At 73.0% G+C, this 24,374-nt stretch carries 17 protein-coding genes and 2 pseudogenes; 7 read left to right on the forward strand and 12 right to left on the reverse strand.

Annotated elements, in window-relative coordinates; translation table 11 throughout:
• Positions 1-29: 29 nt before the first annotated feature.
• Complete coding sequence (locus ABZZ20_RS20295) at positions 30-272, reverse strand: DUF6158 family protein (protein WP_356871368.1); 243 nt, start codon at positions 270-272, stop codon at positions 30-32.
• Positions 273-679: 407 nt separating this feature from the next.
• Here ABZZ20_RS20295 and ABZZ20_RS20300 point away from each other — a divergent pair, with 407 nt between their 5' ends.
• Positions 680-1,396 (forward strand): TetR/AcrR family transcriptional regulator, encoded by a 717-nt coding sequence (locus ABZZ20_RS20300; protein ID WP_356871370.1) that lies wholly within the window; start codon positions 680-682, stop codon positions 1,394-1,396.
• 47 nt (positions 1,397-1,443) lie between these two features.
• Positions 1,444-2,706 (forward strand): annotated as a pseudogene (locus tag ABZZ20_RS20305) (MFS transporter); the annotation flags it as partial.
• 6 nt (positions 2,707-2,712) lie between these two features.
• On the opposite strand, the gene ABZZ20_RS20310 reads toward ABZZ20_RS20305, so the two are convergent.
• The gene (locus tag ABZZ20_RS20310) at positions 2,713-3,618 is read right to left on the reverse strand and encodes a LysR family transcriptional regulator (RefSeq protein ID WP_356871372.1); all 906 of its coding nucleotides are present in this window, start codon (positions 3,616-3,618) and stop codon (positions 2,713-2,715) included.
• 218 nt (positions 3,619-3,836) lie between these two features.
• Here ABZZ20_RS20310 and ABZZ20_RS20315 point away from each other — a divergent pair, with 218 nt between their 5' ends.
• A complete protein-coding gene (locus tag ABZZ20_RS20315; protein WP_356871374.1) occupies positions 3,837-4,400 on the forward strand; it encodes a DUF6817 domain-containing protein in 564 nt (187 codons plus the stop codon).
• Between the two features lie 15 nt (positions 4,401-4,415).
• Here the strand turns inward: ABZZ20_RS20315 and ABZZ20_RS20320 are convergent, their stop codons facing one another.
• Positions 4,416-7,619 (reverse strand): TIM-barrel domain-containing protein, encoded by a 3,204-nt coding sequence (locus tag ABZZ20_RS20320; protein ID WP_356871375.1) that lies wholly within the window; start codon positions 7,617-7,619, stop codon positions 4,416-4,418.
• Between the two features lie 387 nt (positions 7,620-8,006).
• On the opposite strand from ABZZ20_RS20320, the gene ligA reads away from it, so the two are divergent.
• Positions 8,007-10,076 carry an NAD-dependent DNA ligase LigA gene (ligA, locus tag ABZZ20_RS20325; protein WP_356871377.1) on the forward strand — a complete coding sequence of 690 codons (2,070 nt, stop codon included), beginning with the start codon at positions 8,007-8,009 and terminating at the stop codon, positions 10,074-10,076.
• Between the two features lie 159 nt (positions 10,077-10,235).
• Here ligA and ABZZ20_RS20330 read toward each other — a convergent pair whose 3' ends face one another.
• Entirely contained in the window at positions 10,236-10,925 is a 690-nt protein-coding gene (locus ABZZ20_RS20330; protein WP_356871379.1) for a response regulator transcription factor, read from the reverse strand.
• Positions 10,922-12,157 (reverse strand): sensor histidine kinase, encoded by a 1,236-nt coding sequence (locus ABZZ20_RS20335; protein WP_356871381.1) that lies wholly within the window; start codon positions 12,155-12,157, stop codon positions 10,922-10,924. Before ABZZ20_RS20335 ends, ABZZ20_RS20330 begins: the two co-directional genes overlap by 4 nt.
• A 284-nt stretch (positions 12,158-12,441) precedes the next feature.
• Between ABZZ20_RS20335 and ABZZ20_RS20340 the strand changes: the two genes are divergently transcribed.
• A complete protein-coding gene (locus ABZZ20_RS20340) occupies positions 12,442-14,682 on the forward strand; it encodes an MMPL family transporter (RefSeq protein ID WP_356871383.1) in 2,241 nt (746 codons plus the stop codon).
• A 29-nt stretch (positions 14,683-14,711) separates the two neighbouring features.
• On the opposite strand, the pseudogene ABZZ20_RS20345 reads toward ABZZ20_RS20340, so the two are convergent.
• The 6 genes and pseudogenes from ABZZ20_RS20345 to ABZZ20_RS20370 form a co-directional block, all read right to left on the reverse strand.
• Positions 14,712-15,152, reverse strand: a pseudogene (locus tag ABZZ20_RS20345) (ATP-binding cassette domain-containing protein); the annotation flags it as partial.
• Between the two features lie 246 nt (positions 15,153-15,398).
• Positions 15,399-16,349 carry a SigB/SigF/SigG family RNA polymerase sigma factor gene (locus ABZZ20_RS20350; RefSeq protein ID WP_356871385.1) on the reverse strand — a complete coding sequence of 317 codons (951 nt, stop codon included), beginning with the start codon at positions 16,347-16,349 and terminating at the stop codon, positions 15,399-15,401.
• A gap of 731 nt (positions 16,350-17,080) precedes the next feature.
• A complete protein-coding gene (locus ABZZ20_RS20355; protein ID WP_356871387.1) occupies positions 17,081-17,620 on the reverse strand; it encodes an NUDIX hydrolase in 540 nt (179 codons plus the stop codon).
• Positions 17,621-17,747: 127 nt separating this feature from the next.
• Positions 17,748-17,954 (reverse strand): hypothetical protein, encoded by a 207-nt coding sequence (locus ABZZ20_RS20360; protein ID WP_356871389.1) that lies wholly within the window; start codon positions 17,952-17,954, stop codon positions 17,748-17,750.
• A 116-nt stretch (positions 17,955-18,070) separates the two neighbouring features.
• Positions 18,071-18,877, reverse strand: a complete 807-nt coding sequence (locus ABZZ20_RS20365) for a GntR family transcriptional regulator (protein ID WP_356871391.1) — start codon at positions 18,875-18,877, stop codon at positions 18,071-18,073.
• Between the two features lie 268 nt (positions 18,878-19,145).
• A complete protein-coding gene (locus ABZZ20_RS20370; protein ID WP_356871393.1) occupies positions 19,146-20,717 on the reverse strand; it encodes an IucA/IucC family protein in 1,572 nt (523 codons plus the stop codon).
• Positions 20,718-20,828: 111 nt separating this feature from the next.
• On the opposite strand from ABZZ20_RS20370, the gene ABZZ20_RS20375 reads away from it, so the two are divergent.
• Positions 20,829-22,376 (forward strand): IucA/IucC family protein, encoded by a 1,548-nt coding sequence (locus tag ABZZ20_RS20375; RefSeq protein ID WP_356871395.1) that lies wholly within the window; start codon positions 20,829-20,831, stop codon positions 22,374-22,376.
• A gap of 11 nt (positions 22,377-22,387) precedes the next feature.
• Positions 22,388-23,044, forward strand: coding sequence for a methyltransferase domain-containing protein (locus ABZZ20_RS20380; protein ID WP_356871397.1), 657 nt, complete (start codon positions 22,388-22,390; stop codon positions 23,042-23,044).
• Here the strand turns inward: ABZZ20_RS20380 and ABZZ20_RS20385 are convergent.
• Positions 23,041-24,237: a hypothetical protein gene (locus ABZZ20_RS20385; RefSeq protein WP_356871399.1), complete on the reverse strand. Its 1,197-nt coding sequence runs from the start codon at positions 24,235-24,237 to the stop codon at positions 23,041-23,043. The two genes, ABZZ20_RS20380 and ABZZ20_RS20385, sit on opposite strands and share 4 nt — an antisense overlap.
• Positions 24,238-24,374 lie beyond the last annotated feature (137 nt).

Below are 24,374 nucleotides of genomic sequence, written 5' to 3' on the forward strand. Positions count from 1 at the left end.
GTCGCGCCGGGATCACCCAAGTGAGGCCCTCACCCCTCTCCGGCCCGGGCACGTGCTCCGGACCGGGTCCGCGCCGCCGTCTGGGCGCGCTGCGGGTGCCGGCGTACGTACTCGTGCTCCAGCTCGTTCATCCGCTGCGTGTGGGTGACCAGCGCCTCGTCCGACCCGTACAGCAGGGTCTCGTGGCGGGTCCGGTGGATGGCCTCCAACTCCTTGAGCAGCCGGCCTTCCTCAAGTTTCCGCGCCGATGGACCGCCATCGTGCTCCGTCATGGCCCGCACACCTCCTCCGACCCCTTCATTCCATTCCATGGTGCTCCTCGACCCCGGGGAGGGCACGGTGGGTGGCGAGCCGGGCGGTCGAGCCGGTCAGCGGGTACCGGGCGGCGGCCGGCGGCAAGAGGCGGTCCCGGTGGTGGCGGAGTGCCGATGCCGCCGACTCCGGAGTGCGCTGACCGGCCAGGACACTCGTGTCGAGGCCGCCGAGGTGGCCAGGAGGCTGATGACCTCCGGGCGGGAATCGGTGCCCGCGGGGCCGAGATCATCGCGAACACCGGGTACGGACCCCAGATCGACCACGCCGAGCAGGGCAACGCCCGGATGGTGCGGTTCATCGACACCGTCGACTGAGCGACCGCAGCGAGTAGACAGTGTCTACTACCGACTGGTAGACAGGGGCCATGGAAAAGGAGAGCCCGCTCCGGGAGCGGCTGGTCGATGCCGGCGTCGAACTGCTTCAGGCGGAGGGTGCGGGCGCCCTCGGCCTGCGCGAGATCGCCCGTCGGGCCGGGGTGTCGCACGGCGCGCCCCGGCGCTACTTCCCCACGCACCACTCCCTGCTGTCGGCGATCGCACGGCGCGGGTTCGCGGACCTCGCCGGCCGGTTCGCCGCCGCCACCGCACCCGCCACCTCGCCGCGCGAGCAGGTACGGGCCCTCGGCACGGCGTACGTCGACTACGCGCTGGAGCACCCCGGGATGTTCGCGCTGATGTTCCGCCACGACCTGCTGGACAGCGAGGGACAGCAGAGCGGTGGGCAACAGCAGCAGCCGCAACAGCAACAGCAACAGCAACAGCAACAGCAACCGATGCTGCGCGAATCCACCCTGCCGCTGTTCCGGCTGCTCGTCGGGCTCGTCCGTGACTGCGGGACGGGGGGGACCGGCAGGGACCCGGAGGTCACGGCAGCCGCCCTGTGGGCCAATCTGCACGGTGTGGCCCAGCTGTGGACCTGGGGCAGCCTGCCCCTGGCCCTCGGCACCGCTGACCACGAAGCCGACCACGGACCGGCCCGCGGGGCCGACGGTGCTCCAGGCCGCGCCCCCGCCCGGATTCCCGACCTCGGTCGGCTCGTCGACGCGGCCCTCGACGCCCACCTCGGCCCGGTCGCCTCGTGACCCGCCCGAGGCGGCGGATCGCGCTCCTGGTCAGCGTCGGCGGCGCGATGCTCGTCGCCCTCGACGGCACGGTACTGAGCGTGGCCCAGCCCAGTCTGCGCCACGAACTCGGCGCGAGCACGGCCCAGGTCCAGTGGACCAGCACCGGCTACCTGCTCACGGTGGCCGCCTTCCTCGTCATCGCCGGCCGCCTCGGCGACCGGTACGGGCACCCCCGGCTGCTGCTCGTCGGCGTCCTCGGCTTCGCCGCGACCTCCGCGAGCATCGCCGTCGCGCCCGGGATCGGCTGGGTCATCGCCCTGCGCGCCGCCCAGGGGTTGTTCGGGGCCCTGCTGCAACCGGCGACGCTCGCCCTGCTGCGGCTCGCGTACCCGCCGGACCGGCTCTCCACGCCCGTGGCCGTCCGGACCAGCGCCATCGGGGTGGCAGCCGCGGCCGGTCCGCTGCTCGGGGGCGTGCTGGTCGCGCAGGCGGGCTGGCGGTCCGTATTCGTGCTCAACGTGCCGATCGCCCTCGCGATCGCCGCGCTCACCCTCACCGTGCGCGTCCCCGTGCCGACCCGGACCGGCGGCGCGGGCCGGCCCGCGCTCATCGGCTCGGCACTGCTCGCAGCGGCCCTGGCCGTGCTCGTGCACGCGCTGGTCGGCGTACCGGCCCACGGCTGGGCCGGGCCTGCGACGCTGCTCGGGCTCGGCGGGGCCGCCGCCCTCGCGCTGGCGCTCGTACGGTACGAACGGCGCGCCGCGCAGCCCCTCGTACCGCCCGCCGTGGCGCGCTCGCTGCCCGTGGCGGCCTCGATGGCGCTGCTGCTGGCCGTCTCCGGCGGCATGTTCGGGGCGCTGTTCGTGATGACCTTCCTGCTTCAGGACGTGCGGGGCCTCGATCCGCTCGCCACCGGCCTGCTGGTGCTCCCGCTGACCGGATGCATGATCGCCGGCGCGCCACCAGCCGGAGCGGCACTACGCCGGTACGGACCCCGCCGGACCGCGCTGGCCGGTACGGGCCTGGTCGTCCTCGGGGTCCTCGGGCTGGGTGCCTGGTCCGGCCCGGCGGTCACGGCCGCGTTCGCGGTGCTCGGCGCCGGGTTCGCCACCGTGATGGTCACCGCCACCGGGACGGTGGTCGGCGACGCCCCGCCCGGGTACGCCGGGATCGTCGGCGGGCTCAAGCAGACCGCGATGAACGTCGGGCCGACCCTCGGCATCGCCATCGCCGCGGGCGCGGGCGCGGGGGTGGGCGCCTCGCCGACGGCCTTGGTCGCGCTGGCCGCGCTGGCCGCCGTCGGGCTGCTGCCGGCCGCACTACTGCCCGCCTCACTACTGCCGCACGGCGCGGGCGGTGCAACTGCGGGCCACGTCGTCCGCGAAGACCCGGGCGAGCGGGGCGAGGGCCGCCCAGCGGCGGACGGCCCAGCCGACGGGGAGCGGCGGCAGGTCCGGAATCGGCACGAGGCGCAGCGGTCCGTCTGATCCCGGCACCCGCCAGCCGGGGAGGGCGGGCACGACGGCGTGGCCCAGCCCCAGTTCGGCCAGCAGCAAAGCCGTGTCCCAGTCGGCCACGCTGGTGTCGGACCGTATCCGGATGCCCGCTTCCGAGAGGGCCGCATCCAGGTGCGCGCGGGATGCGGAGTTCTCCGGGAGCCGGATGTGGCGGATGCCGGCAAGGTCGGCCAGGGCGATCCGGGGTCGGGAGGCGAGGGGATCGTCGGCGCGGACCGCCAGGACCCAGGGCAGCTCCATCACCGGGCGCTGTTCGATTCCGCGAACGGGCTTGCCGATGGTGATCCAGGCGAGGTCGAGGTCGTCGGCGGCGAGCGCGTCGAAGCAACTGCGGCTGGAGTTCTCGGTCTGGAACTCCAGGCTCACCTTGGGGTGCTGGCGGCGGAAGTCGACGACCGCCTCGGACATGAAGTGTCGTACGGTCGTGGCGCCCGTGGTGATGCGCACCGAGCCAATGTCCCCGCGGACGAGTTCGTCCAGGCGGCGCAGTGCGCCGTCGAGGCCGGCGATGCCGTCGGCGGCGGCCGAGTGCAGGATGCGCCCGGCCTCGGTGGGGACGACTCCCCGGGCATGACGCTCCAACAGGCCGGTGCCGGTCTGCTTTTCGAGCCTGCGGACGTGCTGGCTGACGGCCGACTGGGTGCAGCCGAGATCGCGGGCCACGGCGCTGAGGCTACCCGCCCGGCAGACGGCCACGAAGACGCGGAGATCGTCGAGAGTCATGAGATCCAAGCTACCGCTTGGATCTTGATAGGTAATCAGAGGATTGACTTGGGTTTCAGCATCCACAACGATCGATGCAGGGCCCGGGCGGCAACCCGTCCCCGCTCGCGCCACGGTCCGGACCCCGGCGCGAGCGGGGACGGGTGTCGACCCACTCACCTATGCACCGTGCACGATGCACCGAACCGCCGACGCACCCCACGAGGAAGGGCCACCCCATGCCCGCACCGACGGATCCCGCGCGCCGCGAGGCGCACGCCCTCGCGCTGCTGCACGCGTTCGGCGCCGCGGACCTCGACCATCCCGGCGGCACCTTGCTCGCACACCTGCGGCGCGTACAAGAACAGCTGGCTGCCTGGGGAGCCAGGCCCGCGCTGCAACTCGCCGGCCTGTGCCACGCGTTCTACGGGACGGACGGCTTCGCCACCACGCTGCTGCCGGTGGGGCGGCGGGCCGAACTGGCGGCGGTGATCGGGGCCGAGGCCGAGGAGATCACCTACGTCTACGCCAGTTGCGACCGCGGCGCCTCCTATCCGTCGCTCGACGCCGAAGCGCCGGCGTTCCACGACCGGTTCACGGGGCAGGTCCACTCCCCCGACCGGCAGTGCAGGCGGGACTTCGCCGAACTGTCCTGTGCGAACGAGTTGGACCTCGCACGGATCGATCCCGCGTTCCGTACTGCGTGGGGACCCGACCTCCTCGCGCTGTTCACCCGGTCGCGGGGCTTGCTGAGCGAGCCGGCCTGGCGGGACTGCCGGGCCGTCCTCGACGGTGTCGGCTGAGTTCCGTCATCGCGATCACGGGGTGAAGGCCCAGCGTTGGGCGGCGCTGTCGTCGCAGGCGGCGCTGGTGAGTCCGGTGCCGTTGGCGGTGCCGGCGCCAACCGGTGCCAAGCACTGGCCGAGCGTACGGAGGGTGCCGTCCGGCCCCGGCTGCCAGGTCTGGCCGGCGGCTCCGTTGCACGTCTGGACGGTGACCCGGGAGGCGTTCGTAGCGTCGAGGCAGACCCCGCCCAGGCCGGTGACACTGCCGTCGCCCCGGAGGTTCCAGCGCTGGTTGGGTCCGCCGTGGCAGGTGTACAGAGTGGGTTCGGTGCCGGGCGTGGTGGCGCTGTACGGCAGGTCCACGCACCGGGCGGAGGCGGCGTTGACGAGGGTGGCGTCGGCCGGTAGCGGGGCGGCGCGCCCGGTCAGGGTGATCTCGGCGGCGCTGGTCCAGGGACCGCGGCCACCGGCTTCGGACAGGGCCTTGAGCCGGAGGTACCGGCCCGTCTTCGCAGACAGCGACACGGACTTGGCGGCGGCGGTGTCGGCGAAGGTGCCGGTGGCGACCGGAGATCCCCAGTCCGCGGTGGTGTCGCAGACGTAGACCTCGTAGCCGCCGATCCGGCCGTTCACGCCGCCGTCCTGGCGGGGCAGGTAGCCGAGGCCGTCGACCACGTAGCGGGCGCCGAGGTCGATCCGGATCTCGTGCGGGAGCGGGGCCGCCGTGCCCGAGGACCAGGCGGTGTGCCAGATCGTGGCCGGGTTGCCGTCGAAGGCGTTGGTGGCGGCGCCGTTCTCGGCGGCGGTCTCCTGACTGTCGGCGGATACCAGGGTCCAGGCCGACTGCGGGAGCGGCGCGGAAGTGGCCGGGACGGGGTCGGCCGCCGGAACGGAGGTGCCGGTGGCCGTGACGCTGAACGCGCCGGCCTTCGTCCCGGACTTGACCCACAAGATGCCGCCGCGGTCCGCGGAGTCGAAGAACCACCCCGAGACGGCCGCGTCGAACGCGGCCTTGGACGTCTGACGTGCCAGGACCGCGCCGTCCACGGTCATGGCGGCGGGCGGGGAGGCTACGTGGAGGCTGAACTCGTAGCCGCGCGCGGCCGGTTTGCCGGTGTAGCTGCCGGTGGGGGCGCCGACGGACACGGTGACCGTGCCGGAGCCGGCGGCCGGGGCGGTGACGTCCACCTGCTGGCGCGCGTACGCGCCCGACTGGTGGGCGCGGGTGAGCCCGTCGTCCTCGTACAGGCTGAAGGAGGAGTTGCCGCGGGGGTGGATGTCGTAGGTGAGGGTGGAGACGGGCTTCTCCCCCGTGTAGTTCATCTGCGGCCACATCGGCACGATCGCGCCGCCCTTGACGAAGAGCGGCAGGGTGTCGAGCGGCGCCTGGTAGCCGTTCAGCCAGCCCGGACCGGCGTACGTCTTCCCGGTCCAGTAGTCCGTCCAGCTCCCGGCGGGAAGGTAGATGCCGTCACGGACGGAACTGTCGGAGACGACCGGGGCGACGAGGAAGGAGTCGCCGGCCATGAACTGGCCACTGGTGAGGTTGCCGCGGGCCACCGGATCGTCCGGGTACTCCAGGACCAGGGCGCGGGTGCTGGGCACGCCGCTCTCGTGGGCGACCCGGCTCATCGTGTACAGGTACGGCATCAGCCGCATCTTCAGCTGGAGGTACTTGCGGTTGATGGAGAGGTACGGCTCGGTGAAGCGCCAGGGCTGCTTGTCCTGGTAGCCCGCGGACGGGTTGGTCGCCCCCCAGCCCGACATGGTCATGAAGGCCGGGGTGAAGGCCTTCCACTGGAGGTCCCGGGTGTACGTCTTGGGGCTGCCGCCGAAGATCCCGTCGATGTCGCCGGAAGCGTAGTTGAGGGCGGACAGGCCGGCACCGGTGATCGCGGGCACGTGCCACCGCATGTCGTCCCAGGTGCCGTTGGTGTCGCCGGTCCAGACGACGGCATTGCGCTGGGTGCCGGCCCAGCCGTCTACGGTCCAGACGTAGCGGCGCGCGTCGGAGTTCTTCTCGATGCCGTCCACGGCTTGCTGGACACCGGTGAAGGCGGTCTTGTAGCCGCCGCCGATCCAGGCCACGTCGGTCTTCACGCCCCGGGTGCCGGCAGTGCCGACCTCGTCGGCGATGGAGCCGAGGCCTGTGGAAGTCCACAGTCCGGTCTGGAAGCCCTTGGCCTTGAGGGCGTCGACCGTCGAGGTGAGGGGCGCGGTGTAGCCGCAGCCGTAACCGTCGTTGGGCAGGAACCAGCCCGAGGGCATGTCGGCCGCGCGGGCGTCGGCGGCGTACCCCGTCACGTCCGGGGTGGTCTGGTGGCGCAGACGGCCGTGGTCGCCCTGGTAGTCGGGATTGGAGGCGTTGAAACAGTCGGCGTTGCCGAGTTCCAGGCCCCACATCGGGGCCATGAAGGGCTTGCCGCTCACGTCGGTGTAGGCATCGAGTACGGACTTGAGGGAGCCGCCGGTGAAGTACCAGGCGTCGAAGCGCTTCTCGTCGTGGGTGAGGGTGGTGGGCGCGTTGAAGCCGTACGAGCCCGGGGCCCAGGTGTTGCGCATGACGCCGTAGCCGTTGGTGGACATGTAGAAGGGGGCCGGACTGGCGTTGTTGTTCTCGCGCCACTTGTTGTCGACGGCCACCGGAACGGTCTTGCCGCGCAGCGCCCATTCGCCGAGGCGCAGGCCGGTGCCGTAGAACTGTTCGTCGGCGCCGCGGGCCAGGTACTGGGTGGTCTGGGCGGAGGTCCAGGAGGTGGGCTGGGTCTCCTGCCAGACGAGGGTGGAGTCGTCGGCCCGGTAGACGGAGAACCGCAGCGGGTTCTTGTTGACGTGGATGTTCAGGGCTCCGGTGGTGATGCGGTAGTACGCGCCGGCGTCGGTGAAGCCGGTGTCGACGGAGCCGAAGTCGGTGGTGGGGGCGAGGTCGGAGCCGGCCGGGTCGTTGGTGAAGGAACCGTCGGGCGAGAGCCAGAGCCGGAAGATGTCGGAGCGGGCCACGACGACGCGGGCCTTGGCGCCGCTGGACGTGGTGATGGTGAAGGTGCTCCCGGACCGGGTCAGGCCGGTGGCGCTTCCTGCCGTGGCGGGGGCCGCAGCCGCGGCGGCCGGCGAGGTCATCGGCCCGACGGCGGCCAGGCCCGCCAGGGCGAGTGCGCCGGCGAGCAGCGCGGCCAGGGGGGTGCTCCGCTGCCTCGACCTCTTGCGGGTGCGGCTGGGGATACGGATGAGTCTCATGGGGCAGCTCCTCGTGCGGTCCGGATGGCGGACACACCGCTTTGGCATGCTCCTGGCAACATAGCGGCCCACGGAGATCACTTGAAGGATGCTGCTCGAAGTGGTCTTCAATCAAGCATCTTTGAGCAACTTACAGGTCAGACGGCAACGCGCGACGAGCCCTCCCCCGCAGAGGCGGTTGAAGAGGTTCGTCACTGCGACCACCAGCGTCGGGCCGGCCGACTGACGCTCGTCGTAGTGGCGTGCCGCCTCCTTACCCCACCCCATCCGGGACCGGCTCCGACACACGCGGGTGACGGTGGTGACACGGCCGGGTCGTTCACGGTCCGGACCGTGGTGCTCCCGCGGCCCGGGGTCGTTGTCAGACCCCTGCGCGAAGATCGACGCATGACGATCACCACCCCTCCTGCCGCTGCCGCCCTCACCGACCGAGACGAGTACGCCGACGCGATCGGTACGGCCATCAGGGCCTCCGCCGCCTACTACGGGTCGGGGGAATCGCCGCTCGACGACGCCTCGTTCGACCTCCTCGTCTCCCTGATCCAGGCGTACGAGGAGCAGTACCCGGAGCACGTCGACCCGGCCTCGCCGACCGGGAAGGTGGCCGGGGGCGCGGTGCCCACCGGGGAGGTGGCGCACACCGCGCCGATGCTCTCACTGGCGAACGCCTTCGGCCCGCAGGACCTGCTCGACTGGGAGGCGTCCGTGGTGCGCCGGCTGGGCGCGCCGGTCGCGGGTGGTTACGTGGTGGAGCCGAAGCTGGACGGGGCCTCGCTGGCCGCCCGCTACCGCGACGGCCGGCTGGTCCAGCTCGTCACCCGGGGCAACGGGACGAGCGGTGAGGACGTGTCCCACGCGATCGGGACCGTGGTCGGGCTGCCGGAGCGACTGGCGGCGGACGTCTCGTTCGAGGTGCGCGGCGAAGTCCTGTTGACCACTTCCCAGTTCGACCGCGCCAATGAGGTTCGGGCCGCGCACGGCGCCAGGGCGTTCTCCAATGCCCGCAACGGGGCGGCCGGCACGCTGCGGGCCAAGGACCGCCCGTACACGGTGGAGATGACGTTCTGGGCCTTCGGTGCGGTCGAGCTCGACGGCGGTGCGAGCGGCCCGGTCCTGCCGGGGACCACGCATGCGGAGGTGATGGGCTTCGTCGCGGCGACGGGCGTACAGACGGCTGCGGCCACCCCTGCCGGGTTGACGGTGGTGGCCACGGCGCCCGAAGCGCAGGAGCAGGTCGAGCGGATCGCTGCGCTGCGCGCCGGGCTGCCCTTCGGGATCGACGGAGTCGTCATCAAGCTGAACTCCCTGACCGAGCAGTCCGCGGCCGGGACCGGCTCGCGCCACCCGCACTGGGCGACGGCGTACAAGCTGGCGGCCGTGGAGCGGCGCACCCGGCTCCTCGACGTGACCTGGGCGGTGGGCCGCACCGGGGTGCTGGCACCGACCGCTGTGCTGGAGCCGGTGGAGATAGACGGCTCGGTGGTGCGGCACGCCACCCTGCACAATCCCGCCGACATCGAGCGCCGCGGCCTGCGGCTCGGCGACACCGTGACGGTCTACAAGGCGGGCGACATCATCCCGCGCATCGAGGCACCGGTGGTGGAGCTGCGTACCGGCGAGGAGCGGCCGATCGCACTCCCGGCCGTCTGCCCCGGTTGCCGGGGGGACATCGACCGGAGCCAGGAGCGGTGGCGGTGTGCACAGCCGGCCGACTGCGGGCGGATCGCCGCCATCCTGTACGCCGCAGGGCGCGACCAGCTGGACATCGACGGCCTGGGCGAGACGTACGTACGGGCGTTGGTCGAGGCCGGTCGGGTCAGGGACGTGGCCGATCTGTTCGCCCTGGACCACGCCGCGCTGGCGGAGGCCTCGGGGAGCGAGAAGCGGGCCGCGAAGCTACTGGAGCAGATCGAGGCCGCCAAGGGACGGCCGCTGGCCCGGGTGTTCTGCGCGCTCGGGGTCATCGGCACCGGGCGGGGCATGTCCCGGCGGATAGCCCGCCACTTCGGGACGATGGAGGCGATCTTGGCCGCCGGCACGGCCGCCATGACGGAGGTCGAACTGGTCGGGGAGGCCAAGGCGGCCGGGATCGTCGCCCGGCTCGCGGAACTCGGTCCGGTCATCGACAAGCTGGCCGCGGCCGGGGTCAACCTCACCGAGCCGCAGGTGCAGCGACCCGCCGACGGCGCGGAGGCGGAGGGGCCGCTGTCCGGTCAGACCGTGGTGGTCACCGGGAAGATGACCGGAGCGCTGGCGGAGTACGACACGCGCGACAAGGTGCGCGAACTGATCGAGCGGGCGGGTGGGAAGTCGGCGAGCGGCATGTCCGGGCGGACGACCCTCCTCGTGGCCGGGGCGAGAGCCGGCAGCAAGGTGGCCAAGGCCGAGGAAGCGGGCATCGAGATCCTCGACGAGGAGGCGTTCGCCGACCGGATCGCCGCTTTCCTCGCCCGCTGATCCCTCTCGGTGGCCGCCGCGGCGATGACGGGGGCGGGGCGGCGGGGTGACCGCCGGGATCGGTGGGGCGGGCAGGGCGAACCGGTGACCACGCGGCTCGGACCCGGCCCACTCGGACCGGCGCGGTGCCACGGGCCGGCCCCCGGACGCACCGGCCGATCAACCGGCGTCGGGCCCGGCCGGAACCGCGTTCCCGACGGCGGCGACCACCAGGCCCGATTCGTACGCGGCGATCACCGCCTGGGCGCGGTCGCGGACGCCCAACTTGCCGAAGATGCCGGTGATGTGGTTCTTGACCGTGGAGATGCTGATGTCCAGGTCCCGGGCGATCTCGGCATTGTCCAGGCCGGTCGCGATGAGCTGCCAGATTTCGAGCTCGCGCGGGGTGAGCTCGGCCGGGGGCACGGTCGTCGTACGCGACTGCTGCGGGGTCCGGACGTAGGTGGAGATCAGACGGGTGAGCAACCGCGGCGCCACCGCGGCCTCTCCGGTGTGGACGACGCGGACCGCCGCGATCAGCTCCTCGGGGGAGATGTCCTTGGGGAGGAAGCCGTATGCGCCGGCGCGCAGGGCCGCAACGACGTACTCGTCCATGTCGAAGGTGCTGAGCGCCAGCACCCGGGCCTCCGGCAGGGTCCGCGCCAGCTCCTCGGTGGCCTTGACCCCGTCCCACACCGGCATCCGGATGTCCATGACCACCACGTCGGGCCTCAGCTCCTGGGCGAGGGCGACCGCCCGGGCGCCGTCCTCGGCCTCGCCGACGACCTCGAACCCCGGGTCGGGGGCCATGATCAGGGCCAGGCCCCTCCGCACCAACGGCTGGTCGTCGGCTATGAGCACACGGATCATCGGTGGTGTTCCCCTCCCTCTGCCCCGGCAGCGCCCGCACCGGCGGCCAGCGGCAGGCGGGCCACGACCCTGAAGCCGCCCCCGTCGACAGTGGCGGCTTCCAGGGTTCCGCCCTGCAGGGCGACACGTTCACGCATTCCTATCAGACCGTAGCCGGAGCGCGTCCCCGACCGAGAAGGCGCCGGCGGCGGAGCTGCCTTACGGGCCCCGGCGCCGTCGTCGCACACCTCCACGGCCACCTCGTCCGGACGGTACGTCAGCCGAACCCGGGCCCGTGCCTGCCCCGCGTGCTTGCGGGTGTTGGTCAGGGCCTCCTGCACGATCCGGAACACGGTCAGGCCCACGATCGGCGGCAGTACGCGCACCGGACCGTCCACGGTGAACTCGGTTTCCGTTCCGGCCAGCCGGGACTCGGTGATGATTCGGGCGAGGTCTTCGGTCCCGGGCTGCGGCGCCGGCGGGCTCGACTCCGGCTCCTCCCCGGCCCGCAGCACGTCGAGCAGTTGCCGCATCTCGCCCAGCGCCATCCGGCCGGACCCTTCGAGGGTGATCAGGGCCTCTCGGGCCGCCGCGGGATCGTGCACAAGATTGGCCCGGGCCCCGCCCGCCATCAGCTGCATCGTCGTGATGTGGTGGGCGACGATGTCGTGCAGCTCCCGGGCGATCCTGCGGCGTTCCTCGGCGACGGCGCGATCGGCGAGCAGGGTGCGGTTGGCCTCGACCTCCCGGTGCCAGCGGCCCATCGCCACTCCGGCGCCCGCGGTGAGGAGGACCGCGATCGCGTTGGCGAGGGCGGCGGCGACCCACGCGGCGGCCGTCCCGTTCTGCCCGATCAGGGACAGCGGTACGCAAGCGGCGCCGGCCACGGCCGTGACGACCGGACGACGGACCCGCCCCACCGAGTACAGGGCGACGGCAAGGCTCGCGCTGAAGTGGTGGTCCAGAGGGACGGCCAGGTTCAGCAGCACGCTGGAGGCGACGACTGCGGCCAGCGTCGCCATCGGGTGGCGACGCCGGGTGAGCAGGCACAACGCGGCCATGACCAGGATCACCAGGGCGCCCACGGTGAGCGGACGCCCCTCGCCCGCGGTGACGATGGAGTATCCGCTGAGGTCCACGGCAGCCGTCCCGATGGAGACGAGCGCGTCGTTACGCGTCCACGTGAAGGCGTCGGCGCCAGGACGCGGGCCGCGCGCCCCGCCGCCCCTTCCTCCGCCGTTACGCATGGGCATGCGCACTGGTCCTCCCCCTCGTCGCCGGAGCCCGGGCCCGGGCCCGAGCCCGGACGGATGCTTCTCGCAGGTCGCGTACGTGATCCATTCTCCCAGCGGCGGCCACCCGCGCTGCGGGCCCGGGGGTGGACCGCGGACCAGGACCACGGTCCCGGTCCGGCGGGCGGACCGGACCGTGGTCCTGGGTCGAGGTCCTCCCGTGCCACGACGTTTCGGGGCCCGGCAAGTGGTGGGCTGGAAGGCATCCGGGAATCCCCGGACCAGTGACACGTACGGAGGCCCCTGTGATTCGCGCTCTGACCGGGTTCGCGACCCGAAATCCGTGGAAGGTGATCGCGCTCTGGGCGGTGGTCGGCATGGCGCTGACCGTTCTCGGTCAGGTACTCGTCTTCCGCGCCACGCAGCCCAGTACCGGGGAATTCCTGCCCGCCACCTACGATTCGGCCGCCGCGCTGAAGGTTGCCGAGGAGCACTTCGGCGTGCGGCCAGATGCCAATCCGTTGACCGTCCTGGTGGCCCGGACCGACGGTGCCCCGCTCACCGAGGCCGACGAACGGCGGATCGACGCCGAGGCCGCGAAGCTGGCCGGGCGGCGGATCGTCATGCCTACGACGAAGGACGACCCGCCGTTCGTCCAGGACCACTCCCAAACACCCCGGGTGAGCCCCGCCATGACGGCTCCGGACCACAGTTTCCGGCTGTTGTCCGTCGAGTTGAAGGGCAACCCGACGGACCCCGGGCTCCAGAACACCTACCGGGCCTTCCGGGACCACACCCGGACCGAGTTCAAGGAGGCCGGCCTACGGACCGGCTTCACCGGCGGGCTGGCGGACACGGTGGACTCCGATGACGCCGAGAAGACCCGGTCGACGGTGGTCGGCATCGTGATGCTCGGCGTGATCGTGCTCCTGCACGTGCTGGTGTTCCGCAGTTTCCTGGCGGCGCTGCTGCCGCTGCTCGCCGTCAGCATCATCGGCGGCGCCGCGGCCGGGGTGGTCGTCTGCGCGGCGCTCCTCACCGGGATAGAACTCTCCCCGTCCACACCCGGGTTGATCAGCGTGGTCCTGGTGGGAATCGGCATCGACTACTTCCTCTTCCTGCTGTTCCGCTTCCGCGAGCAGCTGCGGACGCGGCCCGAGCAGTCCGGCCGGGCGGCTGCCGCCGAGGTGGCCGGCCGGGTCGGTACGGCGATCACCTCGGCGGCGCTGACCATCGTCGCGGCCTTCGCCACCCTGGGCGTGGCCACCTTCGGCCAGTTCCGGGTGCTGGGCCCGGCGATCGCGATCGCCGTACTGGTCATGCTGCTCGGCAGTCTGACGCTGTTGCCGGCCCTCCTCGCCGTCTGCGGACGCAAGATGTTCTGGCCCTCGCGCGCCATGAACCGGGAACCCCGTGCGGATGCGGCGGCGCGGACGGGCGAGGGGGTGGCGCGCCGGCCGCTCGCCCGGATCCTCGCCGCCGTGGCCCTGCTCGGGGCGCTGGCCGCGGGCCTGGCGGGCATGCGGATCGACTACGGCCAGACCGGACCGGGCTCCGGGCACACCGCCGCGGCCGGCACCGCCGCCGAGATCTCCCGCGCCCTGCCCGCCGGTGTGTCGGATCCGACCAGCGTGTTCGTGACGGCCACCGACGGAGGCACGCTCACCGTCGACCGGCTCGGCGGGCTGTCCACGGCGCTGGCCGCGGTGGACGGGGTGGGCAAGGTGGCCGCGACGGTGCTGAGCGAGGACCGACGGGCGGCGCGGATAGATCTGTTCCCGACGGCCGACCCGCAGCGCCAGGAGGCCCGTGACCTGGTCTCCGGGCCGATCCGGGCAGCGGTCGCGGCGCACCGGCCGGCCGGCACCGAGGCGCACGTCGGAGGAACGGCGGCGATCTTCGCCGACATCTCGACCGCGGTCGGCAAGGATCTGAAGGTGGTCTTCCCGGTGGCGGCGGCGCTGATCGCGTTGATCCTGCTCCTCCTGCTGCGCAGCCTGCTCGCGCCGGTGGTCCTGATGATCGCGGTCGGGCTGGGCTTCGCCGCCACGCTGGGCGCCTCCACCCTCGTCTTCCAGCACGCGCTGGGGCGGCCGGGCGTGGACTTCTCGCTGCCCTTGGTGCTGTTCCTGTTCGTGGTGGCGCTGGGCACCGACTACAACATCCTGGTGACCGACCGGATCCGGGAGGAGATGGAACGCCCTGGTCCGGCGCGCGCCGCGGTGGCCCGTGCCGTCCGGCACACCGCGCCGGCCGTCGCCACGGCCGGCCTCGTACTGGCCGCCTCCTTCGGGAGCCTCGCCGTCAACCCGGCCCCGTCGACCCAGCAGATCGGCTTCGCGACGGCGCTCGGGATCCTGCTCTCCGCGTTCGTGCTGTCGATCGTGCTGGTGCCCGCGCTGGCCGCGTTGCTGGGCCGGTCCCTGTGGTGGCCGGTCCGGCCGCGCGGCAGCCGTGCGGCAACCGGGCCGGCGGGGGACGTCGGGGATGCCGGGACGGGCGGGACGGCCGGGGCCGGGACACCCGATCGGGTCCTGACCGGCTGAGTCGCGGGCCGGGTACACGTGGGCGCCGGTGCCTCAGTGGCGCGGCGCTCGCGCTCGGCGCGGGCGACGCCCTGCACCTCCAGCCCGTAGGCGGCGTTCTCCAGCACGCTGCGGTGCGGGAAGAGGGCGAAGTGCTGGAAGACCATGCTGATCTTCGTGGATCGCACGTGGCGCAGCTCACGCCGGGAGAGCGAAGTGAGGTCCTGGCCGTCGAACAGGATGCGCCCCGCAGTGGGTTCCAGCAGTCCGATGAGCATGCGCAGCAGGGTGGACTTGCCCGATCCCGACGGACCCATGACGACGAAGATCTCGCCGGGCTCGACGAGGAACGAGGCGTCGATCACAGCGGCGGTCGTGCCGTCGGCGCGGAGCTCCTCGCGGCCCGTCCCGTCTCGGAGCGCGTCGCGGACCGCGTCGCCGGGTCATCTTCCTAACACCTTGTACACGTGCTCGGCGTGGAGCGTGAACACATACACCTCGCGGGTCGTACCGGATACGGCCCGCGCCGGCCGGTGGGGCCGGGCGGGGCCGTGGAGCGGTGCGGGATCTGCCGCACCCTTCCGCCGGCCGCTCCAGGATCGACGGAAGGGGCCGCTCCGGATCCGCGACTGCCCGGACCCCTTCGAGGTAAACGCGCAGGTGACCCACCTCACGACGGCATCGACGCACAGGTGACCCACCTCACGGGCGGGGCGCGCCGGCCGGCAGCGGCCCCCTCAGGACCGGTGCGTGCCCTGCGGATCCGGTTCGGCCTGCGGGTCCTCCAGCATGGAGGCGCGCAGATGGGCGAGCAGACGGGTCAGCAGGCGCGAGACCTGCATCTGCGAGATCCCCAGGGCGGCGCCGATCTGCGCCTGGGTCAGCTCCTCGCCGAACCGCATCTGCAGCATGCGGCGCTCACGGTCGGTGAGTTGTTCGAGGAGGGGTGCGAGGGTCTGGATGTCCTCGACGCGCTCCAGGGCCGGTTCCTCCGCACCCATGACGTCGGCCAGGGTGTGACCGTCGCCCGAGCCGTCGCCGCGCTCCGCGTGCACCGTGTGCGGGGCGTCGAGGGAGCCACTGGTGTGGCCGTTGGCCGCGACGAGCCCGTCTATGACCTCCTCCTCCGTGAGGGAGAGGTGGCGCGCCAGGTCCGCGACCGTGGGCGAGCGGTCGAGCGCGGTCGTCAGCTCCTCCTTCGCCTTGGCGATGTCGATGCGCAGCTCCTGGAGCCTGCGCGGGACGCGGACGGCCCAGGAAGTGTCGCGGAAGTGCCGTTTGATCTCGCCGGTGATGTACGGCATGGCCAGGGTGGCGAATTCGTTCTCGCGGGCCGGATCGAACCGGTCGATCGCCTTGATCAGGCCGATGGTGCCGACCTGGACGATGTCCTCGATGTCGCCTCCGTCACCTCGGCCGCGGAAGCGGCGGACGGCGTACTGGACGAGCGAGGCGTTCATCTCGATGAGCGCGTTGCGGACGTACTGGTGCTCCGGCGTACCCTCGGCCAGTTGGCGCAGCCGCCGGAAGAACACCCGCGAAAGCTCCCTGGCATCCGCGGGGGCCACCTCCCTCGGCTCCTCGATCCGGGGCAGGTCCGCGATCCTGGAGGCGGCCTGGACGCCGCGGCGGGGATGGGGTACGACTGCGGCGGTTTCGGAAGTGGCGGACGGGGCAGGGGCGGGCATGGGGTTCGCTCCTTGGGCTTGTCGGCTTGCGGTGCGGGTCCTTGACTGCCGTAGATGGTGGCCTCTTTCAGGTTATACGTCAATAATTGCCGGAAATGAGGGAGTCCACTTATACGCGCGGGCGCATACGCACGCGCGCGAACCCGCCGGACGCGCTCCCCACCCTGAACACCCTTGTACGGGGCCCCTGAAGCGTCTGTTCCGAGCGGACACCCGGCAGGATCGAACCCTCGAATGTTCGCCTCGTCACACGGCGGTGCAGCCGCTGGACGCGTCCCGGGGCTGGACGCCTCCGAGGGGGCCGGCTTCAGCCGGGCCGACCAGTCGATGCGGTGCGGCACACCAGCCCGTTCGGGACGCGTTCGGTCTCGACCGCCGACGACGCGGGCGGCTGTTGCCACCGGCTGGCGCCATCACGGCGGTTGGCGTACCACGGCTCGCCCCCGACGCGGCGGAGGACGGCGAGGTGGCCGACCGAAGGCCTGCTCGTAGGTCCGGCAGCTGCTCGCGCGCCCGGGCAGACGCTGCCCTCCGCTCACGCCACTGCCCGATCAGTGCCGCGTCCGGGGCCGCCTTGCCGGGTTGGGAGTGGATCCGCGCACGATAGGCGCCGACCGCCCCGTTGACCGCCTCGATCACGGCCCCGCAGACAACCGACTCCTCGCTCGACTCGGCGTGCGGCCCGACAACCACCCGCCGGCCCGGAGGGCCCGTGGCGGGACGGGCCGGGCTCAAACCCAGGTGTAGTTCTCGTCGGTGACGGCCGCGAGGGCGGCGTCGGTGGGGGTGGCGCGCGGGTGGGCCAGGGCCGCCAGGGCAGGTCCGATCGGCGGAAACATCGGCAGCTCGTCGGTCGCACGGTAGTCGATCCACTCGATCGCGCCGACTTCGTGGCTACCGTCGGGCAGTTCGTCCAGCTCCTGTTCCGCGAGGGTGGCGCGGACTTCGGGGGTGACGTGGAAGCGGTAGATCAGGTGGAGCTTTCGCGGCGGTGGGGTGGGGCCGGGGCGGGTGACACGCTGGTCGATGACCCACAGGAGTTCACCGCCATCGGCCTGATCGATGTCCAGGTCGAGTTCCTCGGCGAGTTCGCGGCGCAGGGCGGCGAAGAGGTCTTCGCTGCCCTCGACGTTACCGCCGGGCGGGGTGTAATGCGTGGAATCGGCGCGGTCTCGGCGGATGAGTGCGACGTCGCCGCCGCAGAACACCAGCGCCCCGACCCGAATCTTGATCCGTGCGAACGGGGCGAGCGCGCCGGAGGTGCCTGTCATGACAGCCAGTATCACTGCCGGAGGACCCCCGCACTCCTCCGCGGCTGCGCGGAGGCGATTCCCATTGCCGGTCCCTCCTCGGTCAAAGGCGACGGGAGGCTCCGGGGCGGAGGGGAGCGCTCCCGTCTCAGGGGGTCAGCTGTTCGGGACGGACGGTGGCCTCGAAGGCGGTGCCGGTCGCACGGTGGGCGTTGACCCGCGCGGACACCTGGGCCGGCATCAGCACCTGGTCCTTGGCGTGAAGGACGTAGTCCATCTTCTGGTCGCACGGGCGGGCAGCCGTTCCGGTCTGTCCGTTCAGGTCGATCAGGTACGCCAGTTTCGTTGTCCCCACCGACCGGGGACATCCACGCCGGCACCTGAGCGCCCCCCAACCGGGCCCCGGCCCACTCGCGCGCCCGGCCCACCCCGGCCCGCCCGGCCGCCTGCCACCGTCCAGCCCGCCCACCGTCAGCTGACGCGGAACTCGCCCACCGCACGGTCCCGGTGGAAGGTCAGCCGGTCCCAGGTGGGGAACGAGAGGTCGGTGACGGCGAGCAGCCGGCCGGTGTCGTCGCGCAGGGTGCGGCGTACGGTCAGACCGCAGGCGGCAGCCGCAGCTGCGGCCGGCGCGGGCGTGCTGCGGGTCATGGTCAGCGTCTCGACGACCCGCCCCTGCTCACCTGCCCGGTCGAGCCACCGGTGCAGGGGGCCGAGGTCCTCGTCGCGCGCCGCCGCGCGGTCGCGGTAGCGCGCGAGTTCGGGGGCCTCGACGGTCACCCGCGGGCAGAGGTACGTGACGGCGTGCTGGAGGGTCTCCCCCGACGGGCCGCGCACGCGGCGGTGGTGAACCAGGGTCCGGTCCCCGCCCCGCATGCCGAGCAGCACGGCGAGCAAGGGCGGCACGGTGACCAGCGTGAGCCAGCTCTGGGTGGGCGCGGCGGTGGAGGCGCCCTTGGTGGCGGGTGGGGTGGGCGGTGCGGGCGGCGGCGTGGGCGAGGCAGCGGGTACGCCTGTCCGGCGGGGGGCCGCGAGGGCTTCGACGGCCGGCCGGGTGCCCCGGCGTTCGGTGACGATGAGGCCGTCCTCGCGCAGGCGTTGGAGTGCGGCCCGCACCGTCTGTCGGTTGACCTGGTAGCGGGCGGCCAGGGTGCGTTCGGAGGGCAGTCTGCCGCCGGGGGTTTGCGCGGCGCGCTCAAGGTCGCGCCGCAGCGAAGCGGCGATCCGCTGGTACTTGGGCACGGCGGTCGGGCCGCCGTCCCACGAAGGGGAGGGCATGGCTTCTCCTCTGACGGGCGATCAAGAACTGCGCGGTCTACCCAACCAACGTAGCATTGGTCTATACCTGTGGGTGGAGGGATCGGTCCGGCCCGGACCACGTTGGCCGGATCCCGTCGAGCCCGCAGCGCCCCCGACGGGCCCGGCGGCGGCCAGGTCAGGCGGCCAGGTCAGGCGGCCAGGTCAGGCGGGCGGACCCGGCCGCGGCGGACCCGCCGCACCGCGGGCCCGCCGCGGCCCGCGCGGTACGGCTGGGCCGCCACCGTCCTCAGACGACCGCCTCACCACGCAGCGGGTTCGCCAACGGCAGGTAGCGCGCATCCGCGCCGTCCGCCCGGGTCCAGCGCAGCAGCAGGTTCGTCTTGGCCGGCAGGGCGGGGGCGCGGAGCAGCTCGCCGATCTCGGGGAGGCCGCGTCGGGCGTCGTAGCGGAGGAACTCCTCGCGCACCGCCGGCCACACCAGGGCCGCCACTTCCGGGTGCTCCTCGGCGAGGGCCCCCGCGACCTCGGTCAGGTGGTTGACCACCAGGCAGTAGACCAGCCGCTGCCAGGCAACCGCACGGTCCAGTTCGGGCAGGAGTTTGACGCCCTCCGCGTCCCGGAACAGGGCCTGCACCGGCATGCCCTGCGCGTCGACGGCGACGAGGCTGTTCTGCAGGTGGGCCTCCAGTACGACGCCGTGCCGGGCGAACAGGTCCAGCACGGGCGGCACGACCTGGCGCAGGTACGCCCGCCACCAGCCGGCCGGGTCCGCGGTCGCGGCCAGCGGGCTGCCGGCGAAACCCTCGGCGAGCGCCGCCGCCGCCAGCGGCGTGGCCCCCGGCGCCACGTGCCCGTGCAGGCCGTCGCGGACGAGAACGGCGAGCTCCTCGAAGGCGAAGGAGGCGGTCCGGTACCCGCGGTCGGCGAGCCAGGCCGCGGTGGAACCGCAGCGCCGCAGCTCGGCGAAGCCGGCCTCGACGGCGGCGTCCGTGCGGCGCAGTTTCAGCAGGTCGTGCCGCCAGAGCCGGCGCACGTCGTTGGTGATCCGAACGTCCAGGCTGAACTTCGCGAAGAGGTCGGCGGTGCGTCCCGCGCCGCCGGGCACGTACAGCGTTCGGATCGAGGCGGTGGGCCAGGTCGGCCGCCGTCCCCGGCCGAGCCGCACGAGTCGCCCGTCGGCGAAGGCCGCGCAGACCGCGTCCGAGCCGGCCACCAGGTCCAACTGCCAGGGATGGGCGGGGAGCAGCTGGTAGCCGGCCGGCGGGCGCGGGCCGTCGAGCAGATCGGCCAGTGCGTCGATCGCCTCGGCGGCGGGCGCCCCGCCCTCCTCGGCGACCTGGTCCTCGCGCAGTCCGAGGAAGACGAGCGGGAAGCGGGCGTGGGCCTCCGGTGCGTACGGCAGCCAGCTCGCGGCGGGCGCGCCGCCCCGGGCCTTGGGCGCGGGGTGGTGCGGGTGCCCCATGACCAGGGACTGTTCGGAGAGGACGTACGGGTCCTGCGGGGGCGTGGCCGCGGCGCGGGTGGCGAGCAGCGCGGCGACGGCCGCACGGCTGTCGGCGATCTCGACCGGGAGTTCGTCGTTCGGCGCGCCCGTGTAACGGTGCAGTTCGTCGGCGGTCAGTTTGACGAGCTCGGTGTGGGTGAGCGGATGCCAGCCGTCCGCGGTGCGCAGTTCGGGGCGTACGGGCCGGCGTCCGCCCCGCACCCGCAGCAGTCTGCCGCTGCCGCGCAGTCGGTGGACGCCTTCGGCGAACTCCTCGGCGGGGTCCGCCGCTTCCCGTAGCAGACAGTTCAGCAGGGGGGTTGCGGCGTACGCGTCGGCTGCGGCGTTGAGGTCCACGAATTCCATTCGGTCCATCCAGTGCGCCGGAGGTTCGCGGGACGTACCGCCGGCCGTGATCTTCAGTATCCGCGATGATGAAGTGATCACCGAGTCACCCGTGAGAGGAACAGGGCCCTGGACCCCAGCATGAACCTCCCCGCCTCGCCGGCCGAAGAGGCCGCATCCGCCGAACTGGCCGAGGTGCGCCCCTGCCTCCACGCCGCGTACGGCGCCGCGCTCGGCGGCGCCAGGGCCGCCGTGCTCACCCGGCTGTGGCGGGCACTGGCCTTCGAACCTCTGCCGTGGGTGCAACGCCGCGAACGCGGGCCGGACGGCTTGAGGCTCCTGCTGCCCGGGGGGCGACGGCTGGAGGGCCCCCTGCCGGACCCGTACGCGACCGCCCCCTACGTGACCGAGGTGCTGCTCGACGGCGTCCCGTACCGGCAGGCCGGGCGGCTGGTGGCGGCGCTGGGGGTGCCGAACGGGGCCGCCTTCGCCGCCGAGCTCGACGACAGCACCGCCTCGCTGGCGCTGTCCCGGGCCGGGCAGCCGACAACGGGACAACCGGCTCCGCACACCACCCGGGAGTGGGAGCAACGGGTGGTCGACGGACATCCGTACCACCCGAACTGTCGTTCGCGGCCCGGTTTCTCGGTGGCCGAGCAACTGGCGTACGCGCCCGAGCACCGGCCGGTCGTCGAGCTCGCACTGGTCGCCGTACGGGCCGAGGAATGCCTGGTCAGGGGGGCGTGGCCGACCGAGCTGCGGGACGGTGACCGGCTCCTGCTGCCGGTGCACCCGTGGCAGGCGGAACACGTCCTGAGACAGGCGGGCCCGGGGCCGCTGGTGGCGGGCCCGGGGCTCCGCGCGCATCCTCTGATGGCCCTGCGCACCCTCGCCCCGGTGGCCGGCGGCCCCCACGTCAAGACGGCGCTGAGCACCCGACTGACCTCCTCCGTACGGGACATCTCCGGCTATTCGATCGAAACGGCGGCCGCGGTCTCCGCCTTCGCGCAGGCCCTGTCCGAGCGGCTCGACGGGCGGCTGCACATCACGCGCACCCTCGGCGCCGCCACCGCGCACGGCCCGGATCTTGCAGCGGTGCTCCGCGAGCCCCCGGAGGTGTACGCGGACGCCGCCGCCGGCGAGCGGGTCGTACCCGTGGCGTCCCTGGCCGGGGCGCCGTTCGCACGCGCGGCGTCCTGGCGGGCCGCCTTCGCCCGCCTCGCGCTCTCCGTGTGCCTGCGGGTGCTGGACCTCGGAGTCGCCCTGGAGGCACACGGTCAGAACCTCCTCGTCGTCCTGTCCGCGACCGGCGACCCGCTGCGGCTGGTCTACCGCGACCTCGCCGACATCCGCATCAGCCCGGACCGGCTCGCCCGGCACGGCCTGCCGGTGCCGCCCCTCTCGGGCCGGCTGGTCACCGATGACGTGACCCTGCTGCGGCGCAAGCTCTTCGGCTCCCTGTTGACCGGGACGCTGGGGGCCACGGCGGGCTCGGCCGCGGCCTTCGGTGAGGCGCTGTCCCAGGCGGTCCGCCTTCCGGCGAGCGCCGACACCGAGGCCCTGCTCAGCGCGCCACTGCCGACCAAGGCTCTGACGCTGATGCGACTGAGCCCCGGAATCCCGGGCGACCAATGGGCGGAACTCGACAATCCGCTGGCTGGGGGTGAGCGGCGGGGTCGGGCGGGCTAGGGTCACGGAGCATGAAGGAGACCTCGTACCTGAACTCCGTTCGGGCGTCCTACGACGCCGTCGCCGTCGACTACGCCCGGCTGCTCGGCACGACACTGGTCGAGAGGCCGCTCGACCGGGCCATGCTGGCGGCCTTCGCCGAGTGCGTGCGCGGTGGCGAGGGCGGCGCGGCGCGGGTGGTCGCGGACCTGGGCTGCGGCCCGGGGCGTGTGACGGCCCATCTGGACGGACTCGGGGTCCGGGCCTTCGGTGTCGACCTGTCCCCGGCGATGGTGGCCGTGGCCCGCAAGACCTATCCGGGTCTGCGCTTCGAGGTGGGCTCGATGGCGGCGCTGGACGTGGCGGACGCGGTGCTGGGCGGGGTCCTGGTCTGGTACTCGACGGTGCACACCCCGCCGGGGGAACTGCGACCGCTGTTCGAGGAGTTCGCCCGGGTTCTCGCGCCGGGCGGCCACCTGCTGATCGCGTTCAAGGTGGGCGACGAGCGGGTCCGGCTGGAGCACGCGTACGGCCATCCGGTCGACCTGGACGTCTACTGGACCCCACCGGAGCTGATCGCCGAACTGCTGTCCGGGGCGGGTCTGGTCGAGGTGGCCCGCCTGGTCCGGCAGCCCGCGGGCCAGGAGAAGTCCCCCCAGGGCTTCCTCCTGGCCCGTAAAACCCCCTAGCGCGTGTCCGCGTAGTCCAGGCCGGCCTGCGGGTGCGGGCCCGCGTGCGCGGACACGGCCGGGGCGGCTGTACCCTCCAACACCTCCAACCGTTGCTGGGTCAGCCGCAGGAGGCGCGGCTCGATGCTCGGCAGGGCGCGCAGCAGGTGGACGAGTTCGGGGCCGGTGTCGCGGGCCGCCGCCCGGTCCTTGAGTTGGGTCCAGCAGTAGAGGGCGCCGGCGGCGGCTGCGAGGACTTCGGGAGCGTCCGGGTGCTGGTGTTCCAGGCGGGTGCGCCCGGCATCGATCCACAGTTGGGTCGCCGACCGGTAGTTGCCGGCCATGCGGGCGAGGTCGGCGCGGATCTCGGCCCAGTGGGTGGCCTCGGGCGAGGCGTTCCCGTGGGTCTGCACGACGTGCTGCTGCCACGCCTGGGCGAGCGCGGACGCCTCCTGGTGCTGCCCACCGGCGGCGAGGGCGTGGATGTGCGGCCGCGGGTCCGGCGTCTGTTCCCGGTGCGCCTGCGGGGCCGGTGCGCCGATCTCGTGCGTCGCCGGGAGGACGAGGGTGCCGGGCGGCAGCGCGGCGGCCCCGACGGCGAAGGCGTGCAATTGCAGGTGGGTGGGACGGGTGGGGCTGCGCCGCAGCTGGTCGATCCAGTGGCGGGTGTACGAGCTCACCCGGTCCTCGCCGCCTGCGAAGGCGGGCGGGACGACCACCCCGTACACCTCGGCGGAGGGCGGGGCGGGCAGGCTCCCGTACTCCTGGAGCAGCGGCCACGCGGATTTGTCGGCGACGAGGTCGAGCACCACCGTGGTCGGCCCGGACGGCCGGGCCCCGAGTTCGGTCCCGAGCCAGTCCCAGGGAAGCGCCGTGTAGCGGACGCTGGAGGACGTGGTCCCCGCGAGCGCGAGGTGGAGGCGGTTCCCGCGGCGGTCGAGGGTGAGCCGGCCCGACAGGTAGACGAGGAGCGGTCCGGGCGTGGCCGCGGCCGTGCGCAGCCTCATCAGCACGGTGTTCGGATCGCGGGCCCCGTCGAGGTAGGTGGTGTCGCTGGGGACCTCGCTGCCCAGCAGCACCGGTACGGGCAGCACTCCGAGCGCGGCCAGATTGGCGCTGGGCGCGAGCTGAACGGTCCGCCGCCGCACGGCGGCATCGCCCGCTATGAGAAGAACATGCCCTCGTTGCTGCCTGCCGGCTCCGTCGATCTGCATGGGCAGACCGTACTCATCTCCCGGGCCCATCGCAGCCCCGGTGATCGAACCGGACCCGGACGGACCGCCTCCGGGTGGGAAACGGACCGCCGGTGCGCCGGCGCACCACGGGGGCCGGCCACCGCCGGGCACGGGCC

It is taken from the genome of Streptomyces sp. NPDC006430, from assembly GCF_040612395.1.
Lineage (GTDB): Bacteria > Actinomycetota > Actinomycetes > Streptomycetales > Streptomycetaceae > Streptomyces.

Bases quoted from the DNA above. Each gene is read 5' to 3' on its own strand.
- ABZZ20_RS20330 (WP_356871379.1), bottom strand. From the start codon at position 10,925: ATGATCCGTGTGCTCATAGCCGACGACCAGCCGTTGGTGCGGAGGGGC.
- ABZZ20_RS20355 (WP_356871387.1), bottom strand. From the start codon at position 17,620: ATGACAGGCACCTCCGGCGCGCTCGCCCCGTTCGCACGGATCAAGATT.
- ABZZ20_RS20370 (WP_356871393.1), bottom strand. From the start codon at position 20,717: ATGGACCGAATGGAATTCGTGGACCTCAACGCCGCAGCCGACGCGTAC.
- ABZZ20_RS20295 (WP_356871368.1), bottom strand. From the start codon at position 272: ATGACGGAGCACGATGGCGGTCCATCGGCGCGGAAACTTGAGGAAGGC.
- ABZZ20_RS20320 (WP_356871375.1), bottom strand. From the start codon at position 7,619: ATGAGACTCATCCGTATCCCCAGCCGCACCCGCAAGAGGTCGAGGCAG.
- ABZZ20_RS20300 (WP_356871370.1), top strand. From the start codon at position 680: ATGGAAAAGGAGAGCCCGCTCCGGGAGCGGCTGGTCGATGCCGGCGTC.
- ABZZ20_RS20365 (WP_356871391.1), bottom strand. From the start codon at position 18,877: ATGCCCTCCCCTTCGTGGGACGGCGGCCCGACCGCCGTGCCCAAGTAC.
- ABZZ20_RS20385 (WP_356871399.1), bottom strand. From the start codon at position 24,237: ATGCAGATCGACGGAGCCGGCAGGCAGCAACGAGGGCATGTTCTTCTC.
- ABZZ20_RS20375 (WP_356871395.1), top strand. From the start codon at position 20,829: ATGAACCTCCCCGCCTCGCCGGCCGAAGAGGCCGCATCCGCCGAACTG.
- ligA (WP_356871377.1), top strand. From the start codon at position 8,007: ATGACGATCACCACCCCTCCTGCCGCTGCCGCCCTCACCGACCGAGAC.
- ABZZ20_RS20380 (WP_356871397.1), top strand. From the start codon at position 22,388: ATGAAGGAGACCTCGTACCTGAACTCCGTTCGGGCGTCCTACGACGCC.
- ABZZ20_RS20350 (WP_356871385.1), bottom strand. From the start codon at position 16,349: ATGCCCGCCCCTGCCCCGTCCGCCACTTCCGAAACCGCCGCAGTCGTA.
- ABZZ20_RS20315 (WP_356871374.1), top strand. From the start codon at position 3,837: ATGCCCGCACCGACGGATCCCGCGCGCCGCGAGGCGCACGCCCTCGCG.
- ABZZ20_RS20335 (WP_356871381.1), bottom strand. From the start codon at position 12,157: ATGCCCATGCGTAACGGCGGAGGAAGGGGCGGCGGGGCGCGCGGCCCG.
- ABZZ20_RS20310 (WP_356871372.1), bottom strand. From the start codon at position 3,618: ATGACTCTCGACGATCTCCGCGTCTTCGTGGCCGTCTGCCGGGCGGGT.